9 protein-coding genes and 1 pseudogene are annotated in these 20577 nt (G+C 74.3%); 6 read left to right on the forward strand and 4 right to left on the reverse strand.

Annotated features, from left to right (window positions below):
- The 5 genes and pseudogenes from LQ326_RS41695 to mhpA form a co-directional block, all read left to right on the forward strand.
- A partial coding sequence (locus tag LQ326_RS41695) for a type I polyketide synthase (RefSeq protein ID WP_234544297.1) occupies positions 1-2768 on the forward strand: 2768 nt, incomplete at its 5' end.
- A 128-nt stretch (positions 2769-2896) separates the two neighbouring features.
- A pseudogene (locus LQ326_RS41700) lies at positions 2897-8335 on the forward strand (type I polyketide synthase); the annotation flags it as partial.
- Positions 8332-11499, forward strand: coding sequence for a type I polyketide synthase (locus LQ326_RS41705; protein ID WP_234544299.1), 3168 nt, complete (start codon positions 8332-8334; stop codon positions 11497-11499). The pseudogene LQ326_RS41700 and the gene LQ326_RS41705, both read left to right, overlap by 4 nt.
- 29 nt (positions 11500-11528) lie before the next feature.
- Positions 11529-12317, forward strand: coding sequence for an arylamine N-acetyltransferase family protein (locus tag LQ326_RS41710; protein ID WP_234544300.1), 789 nt, complete (start codon positions 11529-11531; stop codon positions 12315-12317).
- A gap of 11 nt (positions 12318-12328) precedes the next feature.
- Positions 12329-13993: a bifunctional 3-(3-hydroxy-phenyl)propionate/3-hydroxycinnamic acid hydroxylase MhpA gene (gene mhpA / locus LQ326_RS41715; RefSeq protein ID WP_234544301.1), complete on the forward strand. Its 1665-nt coding sequence runs from the start codon at positions 12329-12331 to the stop codon at positions 13991-13993.
- A gap of 275 nt (positions 13994-14268) precedes the next feature.
- Here the strand turns inward: mhpA and LQ326_RS41720 are convergent, their stop codons facing one another.
- Positions 14269-15906, reverse strand: coding sequence for a serine/threonine-protein kinase (locus LQ326_RS41720; RefSeq protein ID WP_234544302.1), 1638 nt, complete (start codon positions 15904-15906; stop codon positions 14269-14271).
- A 174-nt stretch (positions 15907-16080) separates the two neighbouring features.
- Between LQ326_RS41720 and LQ326_RS41725 the strand changes: the two genes are divergently transcribed.
- Positions 16081-16875, forward strand: a complete 795-nt coding sequence (locus LQ326_RS41725) for an FHA domain-containing protein (protein ID WP_234544303.1) — start codon at positions 16081-16083, stop codon at positions 16873-16875.
- Between the two features lie 55 nt (positions 16876-16930).
- Here the strand turns inward: LQ326_RS41725 and LQ326_RS41730 are convergent, their stop codons facing one another.
- The 3 genes from LQ326_RS41730 to LQ326_RS41740 form a co-directional block, all read right to left on the reverse strand.
- Positions 16931-17194: a hypothetical protein gene (locus LQ326_RS41730; protein WP_234544304.1), complete on the reverse strand. Its 264-nt coding sequence runs from the start codon at positions 17192-17194 to the stop codon at positions 16931-16933.
- A gap of 33 nt (positions 17195-17227) precedes the next feature.
- The gene (locus LQ326_RS41735; RefSeq protein ID WP_234544305.1) at positions 17228-19672 is read right to left on the reverse strand and encodes an ATP-binding protein; all 2445 of its coding nucleotides are present in this window, start codon (positions 19670-19672) and stop codon (positions 17228-17230) included.
- A gap of 82 nt (positions 19673-19754) precedes the next feature.
- Positions 19755-20489, reverse strand: coding sequence for a Crp/Fnr family transcriptional regulator (locus tag LQ326_RS41740; RefSeq protein WP_234544306.1), 735 nt, complete (start codon positions 20487-20489; stop codon positions 19755-19757).
- Between the last annotated feature and the right edge of the window lie 88 nt (positions 20490-20577).

Here is a 20577-nt window from a genome sequence, read left to right on the forward strand (position 1 = left end):
TGAAGCCGGGCACTCAGGCGGCCACGGACATCAATGCGGTCGGTCTCGGCCAGAGCGGGCACCCCCTGCTCGGCGCGGTCGTGCTGCTGCCGGACTCGGACGGGGCGGTGTTCACCAACCGGCTGTCACCGAGCAGTCAGCCCTGGCTGGCGGAGCACTCCGTCGCCGGGACGGTCCTGGTCCCCGGCACCGCGCTGCTGGAACTCGTGGTGCGCGCCGGTGACGAGCTGGGCGAGTCGGTGGTGTCGGAACTCGTCGTGGAGGCACCGCTGGTGCTGCCGGAGTCGGGCGGCGTTCAGGTGCGGGTGACCGTCGGGGAACGGGACGGCGCGGGCCTGCGGTCCGTCGCCGTGCACTCCCGGACGGAGGACGTCCGCCCCGACGCGCCGTGGACCCGGCACGTGACGGGCTTCCTCGGCGGCGCCCGGCCGCTCCCCACCCCGGTGTCCGCCCAGTGGCCCCCGTCCGGGGCCGAGGAACTGCCGACCGACGGTTTCTACGACGCCCAGCGCGCGGCCGGCTTCGAGTTCGGCCCGTTGTTCCAGGGGCTGCGCCGGGTCTGGGCGGCCGGCGACGAGGTGTTCGCGGAGGTGGCCCTGCCCGCGGACACCGAGGGCGCCGCTGACTTCCTGCTGCACCCGGCGCTGCTCGACGCGGCTCTGCACGCGGCGGCGTTCCTGCCCGGCCGTTCCGGCCCGGACGCGCCCGCGCGGCTGCCGTTCGCCTGGGACGCGGTGACGATCCACGCGACCGGGGCCACCGCCCTGCGGGTGCGGGTGCGGCCGTCCGGCGGCGACGACATCGCGGTCGAACTGGCCGACGCCACCGGCGCCCCGGTCGCCTCGATCGGCGGGCTGACGATGCGGCCCGCCGACCTGAAGCTGCTGCCCGGGCGGGAGACGACCGGTGACATGCTGCTGCGGACCGAGTGGCGGCCGCTGGCGGTGACCGCCGGTGCGCAGGCGCGGCCGAGTGCCGTGCTGGACCTGACAGCGCGGGACGCGGGGACGGCCGTGGCGGAGTCGGTCGCCACGCCTCGGCGGGCACGTGACCTGGTCGCGCGGGCGTTGGAGGCGATCCAGCGGCATCTGGCGGATCCGGTGCCGGACGAGCCGCTCGTGGTGCTCACCCGCGGGGCGCGGCGGGACCCGGCGATGGCCGCCGTGTGGGGGCTGGTCCGGGTGACGCAGTCGGAGAACCCGGGGCAGGTCGTCGTGGTCGATCTCGACGATGCGGCCGAGTCGCGGGGCCTGCTGGCCGCCGCGGTCGCCTCGGGCGAGCCCCAACTCGCCCTGCACACGGGGTCGGTGTCCGTGCCGCGCCTGACACGTCAGGTGCCGTCCGGGACCGCCCGGGCCCTCGATCCCGAAGGGACCGTCCTGATCACCGGCGGCACCGGCACCCTGGGTGCCCTGGTCGCGCGGCGGCTGGTCGTACACCACGGTGTGCGGCGGCTGCTGCTGACCAGCAGGCGGGGTGCCGACGCGCCCGGCGCGCCGGAGCTGGTGGCGGAACTCACCGCGCTGGGCGCCACGGTGACCGTCGCCGCGTGCGACATCGGCGACCCGGACGAGGCCGAGCGGCTGGTCGCCGGGGTGCCGGCGGAGCACCCGCTGACCGCGGTGATCCACTCCGCCGCCGTCCTGGACGACGGTGTGGTCACGGCGTTGGACCCCGCACGGGTCGACACCGTGTTCGCGCCGAAGGTCGACGGCGCGTGGCAGCTGCACCGGCTGACCGAGCATCTGGACCTGGCGGCGTTCGTGCTGTTCTCCTCCGCGTCGGGCACGGTCGGCAACGCCGGGCAGGGCAACTACGCGGCGGCCAACGCCTTCCTGGACGCCCTGGCCGAGTACCGCGCCGCACGTGGACTGCCCGCCCTGTCGCTGGCCTGGGGGCTGTGGGAGACCGCGAGCGAGATGACCGGCGCGCTGCTGGCCGGCACCCAGGGGCATCTCAAGCAGGAGGTGCTCGCTATGACCGACGAGGAGGGCCTCGCCCTGTTCGACGCGGCCCTGCGCGGCACCGGGCGCGCGGACCTCACGGCCGGCGCGGACGACGGACTCACGACGACAGCCGGGGGAAGCGCACCCGCCGTCCTCGTGCCCATCAAGCTCAACCCCGCCGCGCTGGCGGAGGCCGGCAACCCGCCCGCCGTCCTGCGGGACCTGGTGCCACGGTCGCGGCCGGCGGCGCGGCAGGCCGCCGACGCGGCCGTCACGGGCGACTCGCTGGTCGACCGGTTGCGGGCGCTGGCGCCGCGGGAGCGGTTCGCACGGCTCCTGGACGCCGTCCTCGCGCACACCGCGGCGACCCTGGGGCACTCCGGGACCGGGGCACTCGACGGGCGGCAGGCGTTCAAGGACCTCGGCTTCGACTCGCTCGCCGCCGTCGACCTGCGCAACCGGGTCGCCGCCGGCACCGGGCTGCGGCTCCCCGCCACCCTGGTGTTCGACTACCCCAACCCGGGCGCCCTGACCGAGTACCTGCTCGGTGAGCTGGGCCTGGGCGACGAGGACGCCGGGGAAGCGGCGGCCGAGCGGGCGCTCGACGAGGTGCGCCGGCTCACGGAGTCGCTCGGCGAACTGCTCACCGGCCCCGAGGACCGGGCGCGGCTGGCGGCCGGGCTGCGCAGGCTCGCGGCCAAGTGGCACGCCCCCGACGACCCGCGGCTGCCGGGCTCCCCCGCCGCGGACGCGGCCGACCTGGAGTCGGCGTCCGACGACGACATCCTCCGGCTGGCCGAGGCCGAACTGGACCTGTCCTGAGCTCCGACCACCTGTAAAGGACCCTTTCCGTGGCCACTGATGAGAAGCTTCGCGACGTTCTGAAGCGGACCCTTGTCGAACTCAGGCAGGCCCGCACCCGGCTGGAGGAGGCCGAGTCCCGGCGGCAGGAACCCGTCGCCATCGTCGGCATGGCCTGCCGGCTGCCCGGCGGTGTCGCCTCCCCCGAGGACCTGTGGCGGCTGGTGGACTCCGGCACGGACGCGGTGTCCGCGCTGCCCGAGGACCGCGGCTGGGACGTCGAGGCCCTCTACCACCCCGACCCCGACCACCCGGGTACGAGCTACACCCGCGAGGGCGGCTTCCTGCGCGACGCGGGCGGCTTCGACGCCGAGTTCTTCGGCATCTCGCCCCGCGAGGCGGTCTCCCTCAACCCGCAGCAGCGGCATCTGCTGGAGCTGTCCTGGGAGGCCGTCGAGCGGGCGGGCATCGACCCGACGAGCCTGCACGGCAGCCGGACCGGGGTGTTCACCGGCGTGATGTACCACGACTACGCGCCACCGCTGCGGGAGGTGCCCCGCGAGCTGGAGGGGCTGCTGAGCATCGGCGACTCCGGCAGCGCGGCCTCCGGCCGGGTGTCGTACACCCTGGGTCTGGAAGGGCCGGCGGTCACCGTGGAGACCGCCTGCTCCTCCTCCCTGGTCGCGCTGCATCTGGCGGTGCAGGCGCTGCGCTCGGGCGAGTGCGATCTGGCGCTCGCGGGCGGCGCGGCCATCATGGGCACGCCGGACGCCATGGTGCACTTCGCCCGGCAGGGGGGCCTCTCGCCCAACGGCCGCAGCAAGGCCTTCGCGGCGGCGGCGGACGGCACGGGCTGGTCCGAGGGCGTCGCCGTCGTCCTGGTGGAGCGCCTGTCGGACGCCCGGCGCAACGGCCACACCGTCCTCGCCACCGTGCGCGGTACGGCCGTCAACCAGGACGGCGCCTCCAACGGCCTGACCGCCCCCAACGGCCCCTCCCAGCAGCGGGTCATCCGCCAGGCCCTCGCCAACGCCGGGCTGACCGGGGCGGACGTGGACCTCGTCGAGGCGCACGGCACCGGGACCAAGCTGGGCGACCCGATCGAGGCGCAGGCCCTCATCAACACCTACGGCAAGGACCGCTCCCCCGAACGGCCGCTGTGGATCGGCTCCTTGAAGTCGAACATCGGGCACACCCAGGCCGCCGCCGGAGTCACCGGGGTGATCAAGTCTGTCCTGGCACTGCGCCACGGCACCCTGCCCCGCACCCTCCACGTGGACGCACCCACCCCCCACGTCGACTGGTCCGCGGGGACCGTCCGGCTCCTCACCGAGCCGCGGGACTGGCAGGACACCGGACGCCCCCGGCGCGCCGCGGTCTCCGCGTTCGGCGCGACCGGGACGAACGCCCACGTCGTGCTCGAACAGGCACCGGTCGAAGTGGAGGAGACGGGCCGTCAGGAAGCCGTACCGGACACGGCTTTCACGCCCTGGGTCCTGTCGGCGAAGACCCCCACCGCGCTGGCGGACCTGGCCCGCCGGGTCCACGACCATGTCGCCCAGGAGGACGAGCGGTCCGGCGCCCCGGAGATCGCCGCCGCCCTGCTGCGGCGGGCCCGTCTCGACCACCGTGCGGTGATCGTCGGTGCCGGCCGCACCGAACTCCTCGACGGGCTGGCCGCTCTCGCCGACGGCACGCCACACGCGGACGTGGTGACCGGACGGGCCGGGCCGGGTGCCGGTCGCCTGGCCTACGCGTTCGCCGGGCAGGGCAGCCAGCGCGCGGGCATGGGAGCGGAGCTGTACCGGGAACTGCCCGCCTTCACCGCGGCCTTCGACGAGGTCTGCGCGGAGCTCGACCGGCACCTGGACCGGCCGCTGCGCGAGGTCGTCTTCGCGCACCCCGGCACCCCTGAGGCGGAGCTGCTCGACACCACCGCCTACACCCAGCCGGCGCTGTTCGCCCTGGAGGTCGCGCTGGCCCGGGTGCTCGGGCAGTGGGGGGTGCGGCCGGACGTCCTGGTCGGCCACTCGGTCGGGGAACTCGCCGCCGCGCATGTCGCCGGGGTGTTCTCGCTGCCGGACGCGGCCCTGCTGGTCGCCGCCCGGGGCCGGCTGATGCAGGCGCTGCCCGCCACCGGCGCGATGGTCGCCGTGGGCGCGCCCGAGGAGGCGGTGCTGCCGCTGCTGGCGGGGCACGAGTCGGCCGTGGCGATCGCCGCGGTCAACGGGCCGGAGTCGGTGGTGCTCTCCGGTGACGAGGACGTGGTGCTCGCCCTCGCCGAGCGGCTCCGGGAACAGGGCAGGCGCACCAAGCGGCTGGCGGTCAGCCACGCCTTCCACTCGCCCCATATCGACGCGATGCTCGACGAGTTCGGCCGGATCGCGGCCCGCGTGGCCTATCACGCGCCCGCCGTCCCGATCGTCTCGGACGTCACCGGCGCCCTCGCCGACCCCGCCGAACTGGCCACCCCCGACTACTGGGTGCGGCATGCGCGGGCGGCCGTCCGGTTCGGCGCCGCCGTGGCGACGCTGCGGGAGACGGGAGTGGGGACCGTCCTGGAGCTCGGCCCCGGGGACACCCTGACCGCGCTGGTGCGGGAGACCGCCGACGACACCGTGGTGGCGGTCGCGTCGCTGGCACGCCGGCAGCCGGAGACCCGGTCGGTGGGCCGGGCGGCGGCCCGGCTGCACACCCGCGGGCACGCCGTCGACTGGGCTTGCCTGGTGCCGGCCGCCGGCGCGCCGGCGCCGTTGCCGCCGTACCCCTTCGAGCACCGGCACTTCTGGGTCGAGCCGGTGCGCACGGCGGATCCGGGGATGCTCGGGATCGGTGCGACCGGGCATCCGCTGCTCGGAGCGGCGGTCGCGCTGCCGGGGTCCGGGGGCGTGGTGTTCGCGCAGCGGATCTCGGTACGCGACCAGCCGTGGCTCGCCGACCACGCCGTCGGCGGCTCGGTGCTGCTGGCCGGCACCGCCCTGGTGGACCTGGCGGTCCGGGCCGGTGACGAGGTCGGGGCCGGCGTCCTCGACGAGCTGGTGATCGAGGCGCCGCTGGTGCTGCCCGAGAACCGCGGAGTGCACCTGCGGGTGGCTGTGGAGGACTTCGCCGCATCCGATGCCTCCGGTGCCTCGGATGCCTCCGGTGGTGCCGGCGGGCTGCGGCGGCTGACGATCCACTCCCGGCCGGACGAGCCGGCCTCGGGCGGCACGCGCGGTGCGGACGGCACCTCACAGGGCACCGGGTGGACCCTGCACGCCACGGGTTTCCTGTCCGCCACCGAGCCCGCCGGCACCGGGTCCCCCCTCGCCGACCTGGGCGCCTGGCCGCCCGCGGACGCCGAACCGGTCGCCCTGGACGGCTTCTACGACCGCCAGGAGGACAGCGGCCTCGTCCTCGGCCCGCTCTTCCGCGGCCTGCGCGCGGCGTGGACCCGCGGCGACGAGGTGTTCGCCGAGGTCTCCTTGCCCGGCGGGGACGCCGAGGGCTTCGTGCTGCACCCGGCGCTGCTGGACGCGGCGCTGCAGACCGCGGGACTGCATCCCGCACGCGACGGGCAGAAGCCGGAACTGCCGTTCGCCTGGCGGTCGGTGGCCGTGCACGCCACCGGTGCCACCGCCCTGCGGGTGCGGCTCGGCGTCACGGACACCGGCGCCCTGCGGCTGGACCTTGCGGACGCCACGGGCGCCCCGGTGGCCACCGTGGGCTCCCTGGCGACCCGCCCGCTGCACGCCGAGCGGCTCACCGCCGCCCGCCCCGCCGAGGACGCGCTGTTCCGGCTGGAGTGGACGCCGGTGCCGCTGCCGGAGGCTCCGGCCGTCGAGCCGCACGCGGTACTCGACCTCACCGGCGGCCCCGAAACGGCGCCGCCGGACCGGGCGCGGGCGTTGACCTCCGCCGCCCTGGACGCCGTACGGGCGCATCTCGCCGCAGCCGGGGACGGGCCGCTGGTCGTGCTGACGCGAGGCGCCGACACGGATCCCGCCGTGCGGGCCGTGCACGGGCTGGTGCGGGCCGCACAGGCCGAGCACCCGGACGAGTTCGTGCTGGTGGACGCCGACGAGGCCTCGCGTGCGCTGCTGCCGGCCGCGGTCGCGAGCGGGGAGCCGCAACTGGCCCTGCGGGCAGGCACGGCGTCGGTGCCGCGGCTGGCGCGGGTCCGGGCGGACGCAGCCGAAGAGGTCGCGGGGGCGGAGGGGTCCGGGGCGGGGCGGCAGCGTCCGCCGGACCCCGACGGCACCGTCCTCGTGACCGGCGGGACCGGTGCGCTCGGCGCGCTGATCGCCCGGCATCTGGTCCGTCGGCACGGGGTACGGCACCTGCTGCTGACGAGCCGTCAGGGGGCTGCGGCGCCCGGGGCCGCCGAGCTGCGGGCCGAACTCACCGGGCTCGGGGCCTCGGTGACCGTTGCGGCCTGCGATGTCGCCGACCGTGCCGCCGTGGCCGGGCTGCTGGCGGGGGTGACCGCGGCGCACCCGCTGACCGCGGTCGTGCACACCGCCGGTGTCCTCGACGACGGCGTGCTCACGGCGCTTGCCCCGGAGCGGTTCGACACCGTGCTGCGGCCCAAGGCGGACGGCGCCTGGCATCTGCACGAGCTGACCCGGGACACGGACCTCGCGGCGTTCGTGCTGTTCTCCTCGGCGGCCGGCACGCTCGGCAGTGCGGGGCAGGCCAACTACGCCGCCGCCAACGCCTTCCTGGACGGTCTCGCCGCGCACCGCCGTGCCGTCGGACTGCCCGGCATCTCGCTGGCCTGGGGCCTGTGGGAGCACGCGAGCGGGATGACCCGCGGGCTGCGCGGCACCGGCCAGGACACCCGCGGACGCTACGTCCTGCCGCTGCCGACGGACCGGGCGCTCGCCGTGTTCGACCAGGCGCTCACCGGGCCCGCCGAACAGCCGGCGCTGGTGCCGGCCGCACTGGACCTCGGTGCGCTGCGCGGGGCGGAGACGGTGCCCGCGATGCTGCGCGGCCTCGTCCCGCCGGTCCGGCGCCGGGCGCGGGCGGAGCAGGCGTCCGCCGGGTCGCTCACCGACGAGCTGCGGCAGCTGCCCCCGGCCCAGCGGCTGCGCCGGCTGGGAGGCCTGGTCCGGTCGCTGGCGGCGCAGGCGCTGGGGCACGAGAGCGCCGAAGTGATCGACCCGGAGCGGCCGTTCAAGGACCTGGGCTTCGACTCGCTGTCGGCGGTCGAGCTGCGCAACCGGATCGCCGGCGCGACCGGCGTACGCCTCCCGGCCACCCTCGTCTTCGACCACCCGACGCCCGAGGCGGCGGCCCGGGAGCTCCACGACCGGCTCTTCCCGGAACCCGCCGGGATCACGGACCAGGAGGTGGACATGATCGACACCGACCGTGAGGAGCGACTGCGCCGGACGCTGGCGTCCGTGTCGCTGCGACGGCTGCGGGACCTCGGGGTCCTCACGCCCCTGCTGGAACTCGCCGACGCCGACGCGGGGCCGCGGGCCGGCGCCCCCACGGTGGCCCGGGCGGCGGACCCGGCCGGCGCCGAGCAGATCACCGAGCAGATCGCCGAGATGAGCGTGCAGAGCCTCATCGCCAAGGCCCTGGGCGAGAGCGGGCGTTGACGGCGATGCGAGCGGATCACGAGGCGCGGCCTGCGACGGCCGTCCGACCGGATGACGATGCGGAGAAGACAATGAACACCGATGACAACGCCGTCGTCGAGGCCCTGCGCGCTTCCCTGACGGAGAACGAGCGGCTGAAGCGGGAGCTCGCGGCGACCGCGGACAGTCTCCGGGAGCCCGTGGCGATCGTCGGAATGGCCTGCCGGCTGCCCGGCGGGGTCCGCTCCCCCGAGGACCTGTGGACGCTCCTCGACGAGGGCCGCGACGCGATCACGGGCTTCCCCGAGGACCGCGGCTGGGACGTCGAGGCGCTCTACGACCCCGACCCCGACGCGCACGGCAGGAGCTACACCCGGGAGGGCGGATTCCTGCACGACGCCGGGGAGTTCGACGCCCGGTTCTTCGGGATCTCACCGCGTGAGGCGCTGTCCATGGACCCGCAGCAGCGGCTGTTCCTGGAGACCGCCTGGGAGGTGCTGGAGCGCGCCGGGCTCGACGCGGGCGCCCTGCGTGGCAGCCGTACCGGGGTGTTCGCGGGCGTCATGTACCACGACTACGGCACCGGACTCACCGAGGTGCCCGAGGAGTTGGAGGGCTTCCAGGGCGCGGGCGTCGCGGGCAGCCTGGTCTCCGGCCGGGTCTCCTACCACCTGGGCCTGGAGGGGCCGTCCGTGACGGTCGACACGGCCTGCTCGTCCTCGCTGGTGGCGCTGCACCTGGCTGCCCAGTCCCTGCGCGCGGGCGAGTGCGACCTGGCGCTGGCGGGCGGGGTGGCGGTGATGGCCACGCCGAGCACGTTCGTGGAGTTCTCCCGGCAGCGCGGGCTGTCCCCGGACGGCCGGTGCAAGGCGTTCGCGGCCGGCGCGGACGGCACCGGCTGGTCGGAGGGCATGTCCCTGCTGCTCCTGGAGCGGCTGTCCGACGCCCGGCGAGCCGGTCATCCGGTGCTGGCCGTCGTACGGGGCAGCGCGGTGAACTCCGACGGCGCCTCCAACGGCCTGACCGCGCCCAACGGCCCCTCCCAGGAACGCGTCATCCGGCAGGCCCTCGCCGCCGCCCGGCTGACCCCGGCCGAGGTGGACCTGGTCGAGGCGCACGGTACCGGTACCCGGCTGGGCGACCCGATCGAGGCGCAGGCCGTGATCAACACGTACGGGAAGTCCCGGGACGCCGGACACCCGCTGTGGCTGGGCTCGCTGAAGTCCAACATCGGGCACGCCCAGGCCGCCGCCGGGGCCGCCGGCGTCATCAAGGCCGTCCTGGCGCTGGGGCACGGTGTGCTGCCGCGGACCCTGCACGTGGACGAGCCGACCCCGCACGTCGACTGGTCCGCGGGCACCGTCCGGCTGCTGGGCGAGGCCCGCCCGTGGCCCGTCGTGGACCGCCCGCGCCGGGCCGCCGTCTCCGCGTTCGGGGTGAGCGGCACGAACGCGCACGTCGTCATCGAGCAGGCCCCCGACCTGCCGGAAGCCGAGCCCCCGGAGGCCGCGGACTCCGACGTCCCCTGGGTGCTGTCGGCGCGCACGCCGACGGCGCTGGCGGAGCGGGCGCGCCAGCTGGCCGTGTACGCCGAGGCGCACCCGGAGCTGGACACCGCGGCGCTCGGCCGGGCCCTCGCGACCACGCGGGCGGCGATGGAGCACCGGGCGGTGCTGATCGGCGTCGGCCGTGACCAGCTCCTCGACGGGGCACGGACCCTGGCCGCCGGCGAGACCTCGCCGCTGGTGGTGACGGGCCGGGCGACCGGCGGCCAGCTGGCCTTCCTGTTCTCGGGCCAGGGCAGCCAGCGTCTCGGCATGGGCCGTGAACTGCGCGCCCGGCACCCGGAGTTCGCCGAGGCCTTCGACGCGGTGTGCGCGGAGCTGGACGCCCGGCTGCCGCGCCCGCTGCGCCAGGTCCTCGACGCCGAGCCGGGCACCGCGGAGGCCCGGCTGCTGGACCGTACGGAGTTCACGCAGCCGGCGCTGTTCGCCTTCGAGGTGGCACTCGCCCGGCTGCTGGCCTCCCGGGGCATCGAACCGGACGTCGTCGCGGGCCACTCCGTCGGCGAGATCGCCGCCGCGCACCTCGCCGGGGTGCTCTCCCTCGGCGACGCCGCCGCCCTGGTCACGGCCCGGGCCGGACTGATGCAGGCGCTGTCCGCGCCGGGCGCGATGGTCGCGGTGCGGGCCGAGGAGGACGAGGTCACCGCGCTGCTGTCCGGCCACGAGCACGAGGTGAGCATCGCCGCGGTCAACGGGCCCGAGGCGGTGGTGCTGTCCGGCGTCGAGGAGCGGGTCCTGGAGATCACGGGGGCACTGCGCGCGGTCGGCCACCGCACCAAGCGCCTCAAGGTCTCCCACGCCTTCCACTCGCCGCTGATGGAGCCGATGCTCGCGGAGTTCGAGCGGGTCGCCCGCGGTCTGCGGTACGAGCGTCCGCGCATCCCCGTGGTGTCCAACGTCAGCGGGAAGCTCGCCGAGGGCGACGACCTCGTGACCGCCGGCTACTGGGTGCGGCACGTGCGCGCCACCGTCCGGTTCCGGGACTCCCTGCGGACCCTGCGGGCCGAGGGGGTGCGCACCTTCCTGGAGGTCGGGCCCGGGGACACGCTCACCGCGATGGTCCACGAGAACGTCTCCGGCGACACCGAGGCCGTACCCGCCGTACGCCGTGACCGCGAGGAGTCCCTGTCGGTGCGGGCCGCGCTGGCCGCCCTCCAGGTGCGCGGCCGGGCGCCCGCCGTGGCACCGCACCCCCGCCACGTTCCCCTGCCCACCTATCCCTTCGAACACAAGCGTTACTGGCTGGAGAGGACCATCGTGCCGCAGAACGACACCGCCGCCCTTGTCGAGGACCCGGCGCCGGACCGGCCGGCGGAAGAGACACGGACGTTCGTCGAACGGCTCGCGGAGCGCCCCGCCGAGGAGCGCCGCAAGGAGCTGATCGCGCTCATCGTCGATCTCGCCGCCACCGCCCTGGGCCACGACACCACCGACGAGTTCGACGAGGAGACCGGCTTCTTCGACCTCGGCTTCAGCTCGCTGACCGCGGTCGAGGTGCGCAACAAGGTCAACGAGATCTGCGGCACCGACGCCAACCCGATGCTGCTCTTCGACCACCCCACCCCCGGCATGCTCGCGGACCACCTGGAAGAGCTGCTGTTCACCACCCCCACCCACTGATCCGACACCTTCGAAAGGCGGACCGAGCCATGTTCGACGTGGACACGTATCTGAAGCACCTGGGGTACACCGGCTCCCTGGAGCCCACTCCCGGCACCCTCCGCGAGCTGCACAAACGGCACATGATGTACGTGCCGTTCGACAACTCACGCAACGCTGCCAAGGGCCTGGCGATCTGGGACGACGTGGACGCCGGGGCGGACTACTTCTTCCAGGCGCTGATCACCGAGGGCCGGGGCGGCATCTGCCACGAGCACTGCGGGCTGTTCCGCACGCTGCTCGCCGAGCTCGGCTTCGACGTCCGGGTCATCTCCTCCGGCGTGCGGGGCGCGGGCGACGAGTTCGGCCCCGACCTGGAGCACATGCTGGCCGCGGTGCGCCTGGACGGCGAGGACTGGCTGGTCGACGTCGGCTTCGCCGGGCCGTCCTTCACCGAGCCGGTGCGCGTCAGCGAGGACGTGCAGCGCCAGAACGGCTTCGACTACCGGGTCGTCGAGGACGGTGGGCGCCTGGTGCTCCAGCGCCGGCCCGCCGGGCGCGACTGGCAGGCGGTGTACCGGTTCACCCTCCAGGAGCGCGACCTGTCCGAGTGGAAGGCCATAGCCAGCGGCGACAACGACGACCCGTACTGGCACTGGGCCGGCGAGATGATCCGCGCGGGCACGCTCATCTACGGCCGCGCCTACGAGACCGGGCAGCTGCTCCTGGTCGGCCGCCGCTACCTGCGCGCCGAGGACGGCACGGACCAGGCGCGGGTGCTGGCCAAGACCGCCGAGTACGAGTCCGTCGTACGCCACGTACTGCGCCAGGACGCCTGAGGAGCATGACGATGAGCACGGACAGGGACGACGACACCCCCGGCGGGCCGGGGCGCGGCGCCGCCGGGTGGGACGCGGACGTGCTGATCGTCGGCGACGGGCCGGTGGGCCAGACGCTGGCGATCCTGCTCGCCCGGCGGGGATGGTCGGTCACCGTGGTCGACCGGTGGCCGCAGCCGTACACGATGTCGCGGGCGGTGGCGTTCGACAGCGAGGCCGCCCGGGTGCTGGCCGCGCTCGGCCTCACCGGCTACATCGCCGACGAGACCGAGCCCTCGGGCCGGTACGTCTGGCAGAACGGCGACGGCAAGGTCCTGCTGGACATCGAGGGGTCGGCGCGGGGCTGGTGCCACTGGCCCGACTCGACCTCCATGTACCAGCCGGGACTGGAGGCCGCGCTCACGGCACGCGGTGCGCAGCTGCCGACGCTGCGGGTGCTGCGCGGCCACGAGGCGGTCGACGCGGCCGACCTCGGCGACCACGTCGAGCTCACCTGCGTCGGCCTGGACGGCGGGCGGCGGACGCTGTCGGCACGCTGGCTCGTCGGCTGCGACGGGGCGAACAGCTTCGTCCGGGACCGCGTCGGCACCCCGATGCGGGACCTGGACTTCGCCCACGACTTCCTGATCTGCGACGTGGTCCTGCACGAGGAGCGCACGTTCGACCCGAACAACCTGCAGATCTGCGACCCGGCCCGGCCGCGCACCGAGGCCTCGGCCGGTCCCGGGCACCGGCGCTGGGAGTTCATGCGGCTCGCCGACGAGTCGGTGGAGGAGCTCAACACCCCCGACAGCGCCTGGCGGTTGCTGAAGCTCTTCGACGTCACTCCCGGCAACGCCACGCTGCTGCGGCACGCCGTCTACACCTTCCGCTCCCGGTGGGCGGAGCAGTGGCGCTCGGGACGTCTGCTGCTCGCCGGGGACGCGGCGCACGTCATGCCGCCGTTCGCCGGTCAGGGCATGTGCTCGGGCATCCGGGACGCGGCGAACCTGTCGTGGAAGCTCGACCTGGTGCTGGCCGGCCGTGCGGACGAGGCGGTGCTCGACACGTACGTCTCGGAGCGCGCCGCCCATGTCCGCCATGCCGTCAGGATGTCGGTGGACCTCGGCCGGGTCATCTGCCAGCTGGATCCGGCCGCGGCCGCCGACCGCGACATGGCGATGCTCGCGGCCCGCGAGCGCGGTGTCGGCCGCGGAGCGCCGCAGGCTCCCGTCCACCCCCTCCGCGACGGGCTGCTCCACCGCGCGGACACCCGCGGCCGCCTGACCGGCCGGCTCACTCCCCAGGGCCGCGTGCGCCGCGACGGGACGACGGCTCTCTTCGACGACCTGATCGGCACCGGCTTCGTCCTCCTCACCACGGAGGACCCCCGCCCCCGGCTGAGCCAGGAAGCCCTGAGGGTCCTGGACCGCCTCGACATCCGCACGGTGCGGGTGTTGCCCGCGGCCGAGCCCACGCCCACGCCCACGGACGACCGGGTGCCCGACGCGGCGGCCGACGCCACGGTGGTGGACGTCGACGCCACCTACATCCCCTACCTCACCGAGGCCGGCGCCACCAGCGTGCTGGTCCGCCCCGACTTCTACGTCTTCGGCCAGGCGGACACCCCGGAGGCCTGCGCGGCTCTCCTCACCGACCTGGGAAGGCAGTTGGAGGTGGCGGCGCTGACCCACTGAGCCACGGTGCCCGGCCCGCCGGCGGGGCCGGCGGGCCGGGGCGTCCGGTGCAGCGCTGCTGAAGGCCGCACCGAAGCTCCCTCACCGTGGCCGACACCCTTGAGCACCACGCGCCGGCCCCCGACGCCCCCGCCCATCCGGCCGGGCCCGGCGGCTCGGTCTCCTCCCAGCTGCTTGCCTTGCGGACCTGTCGGCACGCACGGGTGGGTCCCGCGAGGCGGCGTGCACCGGCGGTGATGGGTCCCTCCGCCAAGTACAAGGTGTGGCTTCGGCTTTCACCGCTTGACGGGGGTGTCGCCGTTCATGCCGAAGCGAGCGGAGCACTGCTCGTCGGACCGGTCGCTCGCGTTCCAGACGCAGATCCACATCGTGTGGCCGACGTCCGAGACGAAACTCGTCTTCGCGGCGCCCCAGGAGGCCTGGAACGTGTACGCGACGCCGTCGCTGCGGTAGAGCTCGGCGCCGCAGGTCTGGTTCAGGGAGGTGTTGAGCACGCCCGCGAGCTCGCCCGAGCCGTTGTCGTCGAGCCAGGCGGAGCAGGCCGCGTCGTTGCCGACCCAGGAGGTGTCCGCCTCGGAGCCCTTGACCTGGGCCGGGTCGTCGCTGCCGTTGATGCCGCTGATCGACGACGAGGTGAGGCGTGGGGCCGGCGCCGAGGACTCGGCGGTCGCGCCGGTGCCGGCGGGGGGCCTCGCGCTGGACGTGCTCGGCGGGACGGCGGTGTCCGTGCCCGCCGGGACGGCCGTGAGGGCCGAGGCCGGGTGCGTGGAACCGGCGGTGGGCGAGGCCGAACTGCCGGGGCTCGCGGAGGACTTCCGCGTCGTCCCGGCCACGTGCTCGACGGCGGCCGACGCGCTGCCGGACGGCCTTGCGGCGCTGTCGCGCGGGGGATCGGACGGGGTGAGTACGAACGCCGCGACGGCACCGAGGACGATGACCGCGGCGGTCGAGAGCAGGAGCAGGCGTTTGCCCGGGCGGCGGGGTGGTGCGGCGGAGGGCGGCACGGTCCCGGGCGTCGGCTCCGCGTCCGGGTCCGGCGGCGGGACGGTCTCCAGCTTGCCGACCGGCGTCGTGGCGAAGGCGCGTCGTACGGTGATGCGTGCCATGACCTCGGAGGGCCAGGAGGGGGGAGGCACGGGCAGGTGCGCCTGGGCCGCCTCCGCCACCTCGCCGGCGGTGGGGCGGGCGCCACGGCCGGTGGCGAGACAGGATTCGACGAGGGCGGCGAGGCCGGCGTCCACGGCGCGCAGCGGTTCGACGTCGGGGATGACGCCGGGCGTGCGGCCCGAGGCCGCGAAGAGCAGGAGCGCCCCGAGCGAGTAGACGTCCGCGGGCGCCGCCACGTCCTCGTCCCCGGCCTGCTGTTCCGGTGCCGAGAATCCCTGCGTTCCGTAAGAGCCGCCGCTCCTGGTGAGCCGCGCCTGGTCCGCGGCGCGGGCGATGCCGAAGTCGATCAGTTTGACGCCGTCACGCACCAGCATGACGTTGGCGGGTTTGACGTCGCGGTGCACGATCCCTAACGCGTGCACGTCCGACAGGTGAGCGGCCGCCTCGGCCAGCAGCAGCCACAGCGCCTCGACGGGCAGCGGGCCGCGCAGCCGGACCGCCTCGTCCACGGTGAGTCCGGGCACGTATTCGGTGGCGAACCAGGGACGTTCCGCGGTGCCGTCGCTCGCGAGCACCCGCGGCCCGACCCCGGGCGGCACCCGGTAGAGGATGCCGACCTCGCGTGCGAAGCGTTCGCCGGCGACCAGCCGTGGCCGGACCCGCTTGACGGCGGCGTAGCCCTTGTCGGACGCCCCGAGGTAGACCTCGCCCATGCCGCCGACGCCGAGCAGGCCGATGATGTTGAAGCTGCCGATCTCCTGCGGATCGTCCGGACCGAGCGGTTCGGCGATCGTGCTATCGATCATCAGCAGTTCCCCGGCCGCTCGCGCTCACGGCGGGCAACCTATCGGACACGCCGGGGCACTGCAACGCGAGTTGACAGCGAACAGGAGCCGTGCCCGGCGTACCGGGCCTCGTACCAGGACCGGTCCCCGCGGTGCGCTCCTACACTGACGCGACCCGAGCCGGAGGTATGTGACATGGCGTACGGAAACTTCCCACCCCAGATGCTGCCGCCGGGCAGTCCGTCCGGCAGGGTGCCCGCAGCGCCGCCGGGGACGATCTTCGTACTGGGTCCGGAGGGCGGATACGCCGTGCCGCCGCGCCGGTACACGCTGCTGTTCGGGCGGGACCGCGAGGACGTGCATGTGCCGGTCGGTGTCGACGACCCCACCGTCAGCCGCCGGCACGGCGTGTTCACCTGTACGGGCACGGACGGCGACTGGTGGCTGGTCAACACCGGCAATCTGCCGATCGAACTGCCCGACGGCGTGCTGATGCTCACCGGCCACAAGCGGCTCATCGAGTCCGGCTACACCCCGCTGGTGATCAACTCGTCCAAGCAGCGTTCCCACCTCGTCGAGGTCCGCGTCGTGGACGAGGACGACCGGCACCCCCGCTCCACGAGCGGTGCGGAGACCGTGGATCCCGAGACGGTCTACGAGCTCTCCCCGCAGGAGCGGCTGGTGCTCACCGCGCTCGCCCGGCGCTACCTGGAGGGCCACGACGCCTTCCCGCTCCCGCTGGCCTGGGAGGACACCGCCCGTCTGGTCAACGCTTCCCCCTACGCGAGCAAGACCTGGACCCACAAGTCGGTCGCGAACGCGGTCGAGGACGTGCGGGAACGGCTGCACCGCCGGGGCGTGCGCGGACTGCTGCGCGACGAGGTCGGCGAGCCGGTCGGCTCGACACTCAGTGTCAACCTGATCAGGGAACTGCTGAAGACGGCGACGCTGAGCGCCCAGGACCTGGAGTTGCTGGCCGACAGGGACTGAGCGGATCGCAGGGTACGTGCCCCGGCCGGTCACCGGCCGGGGCACGCGGCGTTTCTCAGCCTTCCGCCCCGCGCTCGGCCGCGGCGTTGTAGGTGACGTGCATGGTGCCGTGCTCGACAGCGAAGACGGCTGCCTGGTCCGCCGCCGAGTTCTGCTGCCCCGGCTGCTGCCCCGGCTGCTGCCCTGGCTGCGACTGCGGCTGCGACTGCGGCTGCTCGGGGGGACGCGTCGTGTTCGTCACGCGGTTGTCGTCTCCGACGACGAAGGTGCCGGAGACGTCCCCGGTGTGGATGTCCCCGTGGGTGGATTCCGGTGGCATGGTGGGCCTTTCTTCAGGTGGGCCGCAGGGAGGTCAGGCGCCGCAGTCGGTCTGCAGGCTGTCCGCGGCCGAGTTCATCGCCATGACCTGACTCGACGTGTCGAACGCGGAACCCGTCGGGTCGTTCGCGTACGACTGATACAGGCTCTGGATCTGCTGGGTGGCGGTCAGCATGTCGTCGAGGTCCGATTCCACGGAGCTGTCCTGGGCCTGCGAGATGGCTGCCCGCAACGTGGACTCGATGGAATCGAGGTCGCTGATGGCGGCGTCGACGTCGGAGAGCACCGTGCTGTCGTCGGGAACGGCGGACGTCTCGCCCGAGTTGTAGGAGGCCATGGCGCTGTTGTACGAGTCGACCGCGGCGGACGCGACGGCGGCGTCGGTGTTGAACTGCTGGGTCTCCGACGACAGGTCGGGGATCACGGTCGCGCACACGGGATCGACGGTGGGCGACGTCTCCTCGGTGGGCACGCTGTCGTCGGCGGGCAGGGTGCCGTAGCTCAGGTCCGGCGTGCTGACGGAACTCGACGCGACGGCTGCGGAGGGGTCCGTCCGATCGTTCGCGTTGACCATGAAACCCACGCCCAGCACGGCCGCAAAGCCGAGCGTGCAGACGAGGGCGAGTGCCGATACGCCGCCCTTGGCACCCACCGCACCGGTGGCGGTGAGGGCCGCGGGGGCCTTGCCCGTCGCGGTCGTCGCGGTGTGCGCGACGTGCGGTGACCTCGTCACGGAAGAGTGCGCCGCCGACAGGTCGATCCGCTGGGGTACCGGTGCGGCCGAGTGCGCGCCGGTCACATGGGCGCCGACGGGCGGCTGTGCGGAGGAACGGGACAGGTCGACCACCGGCCTCGCCACGTGTGCGGGCAACGCTGTGTGCGCGGAAGCCGGAGCGGCGGGCCCCGGCACGGCCGGGTGCGTGAAGGCGGGCGTGTGGGCGGCGCCGTGCGACGAGACCGCCCCGTGCGACGACACCTCCCCGTGCGACGGGGCGAGCGAGTGGGCCGGCGGTGTGCCGGGCGACGCCGCGCCGACGGCCTGCTGGGCCGTCGAATGCGCCCGCAGGGCGGTGAGTTCATGCCACAGCACCTCCGCCTCGAGCACCAGGGCCGTCGTCTGCGCGGCCCGCCCGATCGCCCTTCGGCGGGTGCGCGCCTCACGCAGGAAGAACTCCTCGCCCTCCTTGTCCCCCGCGCTCCTCGCCGCTGCCCAGCCGGCTCCGAGCAGGCTGCCCCACGCGTCGAACTGCCGGGACAGCGCCAGCTTCGGCGAGGCGGCACGGGCCAGCGCCGCGCCGAGCGGCGCGTGTCCGCTCCGCTCCGCTCGCTGCACCGCGACGTCCAGAGCCTGGAAGTGCGCCGCGACGTCGTCCGGAGCGGTGTCCCTCGCCTCGACCCACGCGGTGAACGCCCGGCAGAGCCGGTCGGCGGGAAACTCCGTGCCGCGCGTGTTCAGGACGCACTCGGCGACATCCGGCGGACAGCTGTAGCCGGTCTCCGAGGCGAGCAGCAGGCCGTGTCGCACCAGGCCCTCGGCGAGCGCGTCGGAGTCCGGCCGGCCGAGCAGGTCGTTGAGATGCCGGGGGGCCAGCTCGGCGCCGGACAGCGAGCCGAGCAGGTACAGCAGGTCCCGCTCCTGCGGCCGGAGTCTGTTCAGCAGCGCGGGTAGCAGTTCGGGGAGATCGGCGATGCCCGGCAGGCCCTTGCCGGTCGCGGCGGCCAGCGCGATGCGCCGCAGCCGGAGCGGGTTCCCCTCCACCGCGTCGCACAGCGCGGGGACGATCCGCGCCTCGTCCGGCCGCAGCTCGCGGGAGAGCAGCCCCGCCACGAGTTCCGCCGCCGCCGGGGCCGTCAGCCCTTCGAGCCGGATCGCGTGCACGCCGTCGACGGCGGTCGGCCGCTGCGCGGTGAAGACGAACGTGGACTGCTCGGCCATGTCGAAGAGCCGGCGCAGGTCATTCTCGTCGAGTCCCGCGTCGTCCAGGTAGATCCGCAGCCGCAGGGACTTCAGATGCTCCTTCAGCACCTCGAGGGACGGCTTGTAGTTCGGCGCGTCGAAGCTGATGTCGAAGATCGCCTGCGCGATGTCGTCCGCCGTACGTCCGCCGGCCTCGATGTAGGCCGAGCCTTCGGCCCCGCGCGCCATCGTGCGTGCGAGGTGGCGCAGCAACGCGCTCTTGCCGACCCCGGACGCGCCCCAGACCTGCACCAACTGACGTGTCTCGATCGCCTCTCGGAGGACGCGCAGGTCCCGCGCCCGTCCGATCAGCGGCTCGCCGGCGGACCGCGGCAGCTGGGAGATCGGCCGGCGTCTGACCGGATCCGGCAGCGGCCCCCCGTGGACGGTGACGGTCGAACCGTACTCGGCGTTGATACTCAGGTTGTTCACGGTGTTGTGGCTGCCTACGACCATCGTCCCGGACACGTCGCCGGTCCGGATCCGCTCCGCGTCCCGCGGAACACCACTGTTCTCTGGCATCTGCTTTCCCCCGTCCTCTCCAACGCCCGGGTCCCGGCACTCGGCAAGGCTGGCGTCGATCCGTCGTGCGAATCCGGCGTTTTTACGTGTTCGGCGCGATCGCCAGTGATCCGGCGGGCCCGGCCGCGACGGCGATCCGGGCGAGGTGATCCAGGTCGAGGATGGTGATCCTGCGGTAGCCGGTCGCGACCGCGCCGGACTCCCGCAGCGCCCGCAGGGCCTTGTGGACGGACGACTCCGCCGCGCCGACCAGGGTGGCCATCTCCGGCTGCGACAGCGGGAGACGGGCTTCGTTCTGGCCGGGACGCCCGTAGGTGACGGCCAGGTGGTGCAGGATCCTGGCCAGCCGTCCGAGCACGTCGCACCCGGTGAAATCGACGATCCGGCCGGTCGCCGTGCGCAGTTTGGCCACCACGCTCGCGCTGAGCGCGAGTCCTATGGCGGGGTGCTGTTTCGTGCACTCCAGCAGTTCGGAACGCAGGATGTAGCGGGCCAGCACCTTGCCACAGGCGGTCACGGTGCCGACGCGCGGCTGGCCGTCGATCCCGGCGAACTCCCCGACCAGGTCCCCTGCCATCCGCACGGCCAGCAGCGCCTCACGGCCGTCCTGCGCCCGCGCGGTGACCTTGACCATGCCGCCGAGCAGGAGCAGCGCGAAGTCCGAGGTGTCGGCCTCGCGGATGGTGATCTGACCGGCCGGGTAGGTCACGCGGTGGCCGAGTCCCATGAGGATCGCGCGGTCGGCCTCGTCGACCCGGCCGAGCAGCCCGGCCGGCGGCCAGTAGGCCGCGGCCCCGCGAACCCGTGTGTCGGTCATCGGCCCCCTCCCTTCCTCGTGCGGCCGAAACCGCACAAGCCGTATTAGTAGCCGTTCTACCCGGGGACCCCTCCTCTACGGTCTCGTC

The organism is Streptomyces shenzhenensis (assembly GCF_021462265.1).
Lineage (GTDB): Bacteria > Actinomycetota > Actinomycetes > Streptomycetales > Streptomycetaceae > Streptomyces > Streptomyces shenzhenensis.

Coding starts and splice junctions, on each gene's coding strand:
- LQ326_RS41710 (WP_234544300.1), top strand. CDS start 11,529: ATGTTCGACGTGGACACGTATCTGAAGCACCTGGGGTACACCGGCTCC.
- mhpA (WP_234544301.1), top strand. CDS start 12,329: ATGAGCACGGACAGGGACGACGACACCCCCGGCGGGCCGGGGCGCGGC.
- LQ326_RS41720 (WP_234544302.1), bottom strand. CDS start 15,906: ATGATCGATAGCACGATCGCCGAACCGCTCGGTCCGGACGATCCGCAG.
- LQ326_RS41725 (WP_234544303.1), top strand. CDS start 16,081: ATGGCGTACGGAAACTTCCCACCCCAGATGCTGCCGCCGGGCAGTCCG.
- LQ326_RS41730 (WP_234544304.1), bottom strand. CDS start 17,194: ATGCCACCGGAATCCACCCACGGGGACATCCACACCGGGGACGTCTCC.
- LQ326_RS41735 (WP_234544305.1), bottom strand. CDS start 19,672: ATGCCAGAGAACAGTGGTGTTCCGCGGGACGCGGAGCGGATCCGGACC.
- LQ326_RS41740 (WP_234544306.1), bottom strand. CDS start 20,489: ATGACCGACACACGGGTTCGCGGGGCCGCGGCCTACTGGCCGCCGGCC.